General features: G+C 67.5%; 3 protein-coding genes. All 3 read left to right on the top strand.

Annotated elements, in window-relative coordinates:
- The first annotated feature begins 296 nt into the window (after positions 1 to 296).
- Positions 297 to 722 carry a helix-turn-helix domain-containing protein gene (locus tag AC5Y49_RS24525; protein WP_499891977.1) on the top strand — a complete coding sequence of 142 codons (426 nt, stop codon included), beginning with the start codon at positions 297 to 299 and terminating at the stop codon, positions 720 to 722.
- The gene (locus tag AC5Y49_RS24520; protein ID WP_499891976.1) at positions 719 to 1,045 is read left to right on the top strand and encodes a hypothetical protein; all 327 of its coding nucleotides are present in this window, start codon (positions 719 to 721) and stop codon (positions 1,043 to 1,045) included. The genes AC5Y49_RS24525 and AC5Y49_RS24520 overlap by 4 nt, the downstream gene beginning before the upstream one ends.
- Positions 1,042 to 2,675: recombinase family protein (locus AC5Y49_RS24515; protein ID WP_499891975.1), on the top strand; the 1,634-nt coding region annotated here is incomplete at its 3' end. The genes AC5Y49_RS24520 and AC5Y49_RS24515, both read left to right, overlap by 4 nt.

The following is a 2,675-nucleotide window of genomic DNA, read 5'->3' as shown; positions in this document are numbered from 1 at the left end:
CACCAACGGAACGCAAAGCTGCAGTTGACGGTGTTGCTGGCTCCCCGAGAGGCAGTTCCGGGGCTGTATCTGCATCCTGATCACCGTCGGCGGCGCCGGCGCCCGCCTGTTCGGAGCGAGTTTAATGTCTAGTATTTATCGCCGCATATCTAAAGATAAATGTCGCATCATGCACTGCATATGGTTATTGATCGGATGTTTGGTGGCAAATTTGACTGGCAGATGTAGACACGCGGCGGTAAATGATAGACGTTCGTCGGGGCTCGGCTTAGGCTCGGGTGCGGGAGGTGAGGCTAGTGAGCGACGCAACACGGCTTCGGGCGTTGACCGAGTCGGGGTTGGTGCACCCTCATCCCGAGGGGGTGGACGCACCCTTGTTCACCGGCGGATCGGGTTTCTTTTTGGCCTCCGACAAGGTGCAGGTGAAATACGAGATGCTGCGGGCACATCTGCTCGACCGGCTGCCTGTATCGGAAGTTGCTGCCGCACATGGATATTCGCGAGCTGCATTCTATCTGGTGGTTGCAGCGTTCGACCAGTCGGGGATGGCGGGGCTGCTCGACGAGCGGCGCGGCCGCCGCGGACCGGTCAAGCTGCGACCCGAGATCGTGGAGTTTATCCGCGCCGATACCGGGTCGGGAGCCCAGATCGCCGAGCAGGTGGCCGAGCGGTTCGGAGTGCGGTTGCACCGGCGCACCATCGAGCGGGTGCGCCAGCGGTGAGCGCCCGGTCGTTCTGGCCGCCGATCGAGGCGGCACAGGTCGACTACGAAACCCTGCGCGCGCACGCCCTTGAGCCCAGCGGACAGCCGCAGGGACTGGCCGCCGCCAGATTCGCCCGGCGCGGCCTGGCAGGGCTGATCGCGTGGCCGGCCGCCGAGCCGGTGTTCGTCGCCGAACTGCTCGCTGCTGCCCGCCCGGCCTGGACACCTCACGACGATCCGCGCGTGGCGGCGCTCGCCGCCGGTTATGAGTTCCTGCTCGATGCTGCCGCGCGCGTGGATCCGGTTGCCGGACTTGCACTACCGGGCGGAGGCCTGCGGTGAGGGCGGCGTTGTATGCGCGGGTGTCCACCGAGGCACAGGCCGACCGCGGCACCATCGGCTCGCAGCTGGCGCTGCTGCGCGAACACATCGCCGCCGCCGGTGACGAGCTGGTCGGCGAATACGTCGATGACGGGCATTCCGGAGCCCGACTGGACCGGCCCGGCCTGGACACCTTGCGTGACGCCGCCGAGGCGGGACTGGTCGAACGGGTGTGGTGCCTGTCGCCGGACCGGCTCGCCCGCGCCTACCCCTACCAGGTGCTGGTGCTCGACGAGCTAGCCCGCTTCGGGGTCACCGTCACCTTCACCGATTCCCCGGGTCTGGCCGCCGACGACCCGCAGTCGGTGCTGCTCACCCAGGTGCAGGGTGTAATCGCCGAATACGAGAAGGCCAAGATCGCCGAACGCTACCGCCGCGGCAAGCTGTTTCGGGCCCGCGCCGGCGAGGTCGTCACCTGGAAAGCCCCGTACGGCTACCGGCGCATTCCCCGCAGCGCCGCCACCGGCCAAGCCCACCACGAGATCTACGAGCCCGAAGCCGCGGTGGTGCGGCGGATCTTCACCGACCGCGCCGCCGGCATCACGGTGCGCCAGATCTGCCGCCGGCTCAACGCCGACGGAGTGCCAACACCGACCGGCAAGCCCACCTGGGGCACCTCCACGCTCTGCCGGCTGCTGCGCAACGAGGCTTATATCGGCCGGGTCTACTACAACCGCACCGAATCGGTGCCTGATCGCCGCCCCACCCGCCGCAACCGGCAGATCCCGCGCGAGCGGCAAGACTGGATCCCGATCGATTGTCCCCGCATCGTCTCCGATGAGCTGTTCGAAGCCGCCGGCCGCGTCGCCACCGATAACGCCAAGTGGAGCCCTCGCCGCGCCGAGCCCGGCGCCTGGCTGCTCAAAGGCCTTGTCAAATGCGGCGTTTGCGGTGTCGGCACCAACTGCCAAAAGATGCGCGGCCGCAACGGCACCTGGCACCGCTATTACCGCTGCCGCAACCACGACCCCATCCGCGCTGGCGGGGAATCCCGCCGCTGCCCCGAACGCCACATCCGCGCCGACGCGCTCGACGCCTTCGTGTTCGATCACATCCGCGCCGCCATTACCCGCCCCGACCTCCTGCTGGCCGGCGAACAAGCAGTCACCCTACGCACCCCGATTCCCGACGACGAACTCCTCGCCGCCGAACTGGCCCGGCTGGACCGCAAGCTCGACGCCGCTGACGCCGAACGGCGCCGCCTCATCGACCTCTACCAGGGTGGGTTCATCGAACTGCCCGAAATGCAGCGCCGCGCCACCGAGATCGCCGCCCGTCGAAACGAGCTGCAGCACAAGCGAACCAGCCTCGCCGACGAAAGAACAGCGCTCGCCCGCGACAACCAGCTCCGCCGCCGCGTGCACGATTTCGCCGCCCGCATTCACGCCGTCATCGATGCCCTTGACGACACCCAGAAACAGCAGCTGCTACGCCTACTCATCGAAGACGTCAGAGTCACCGGCTGGCACGTCCAGATCCGGCTGCGCATCGCGCTCGACCCGCCGCCACCCCATCCGACCGGCCCAACAGGCACCCCATCACCACACACGTCGCCCGTGTCAACTCAAGACGGTTTGCGTTCCGTTGGTGG

The sequence above is a fragment of the Mycobacterium sp. NGS62 genome, assembly GCF_059812285.1.
Note: the sequence above shows the minus strand (reverse complement) of the source record. Positions and strands in the feature narration are given on the sequence as shown.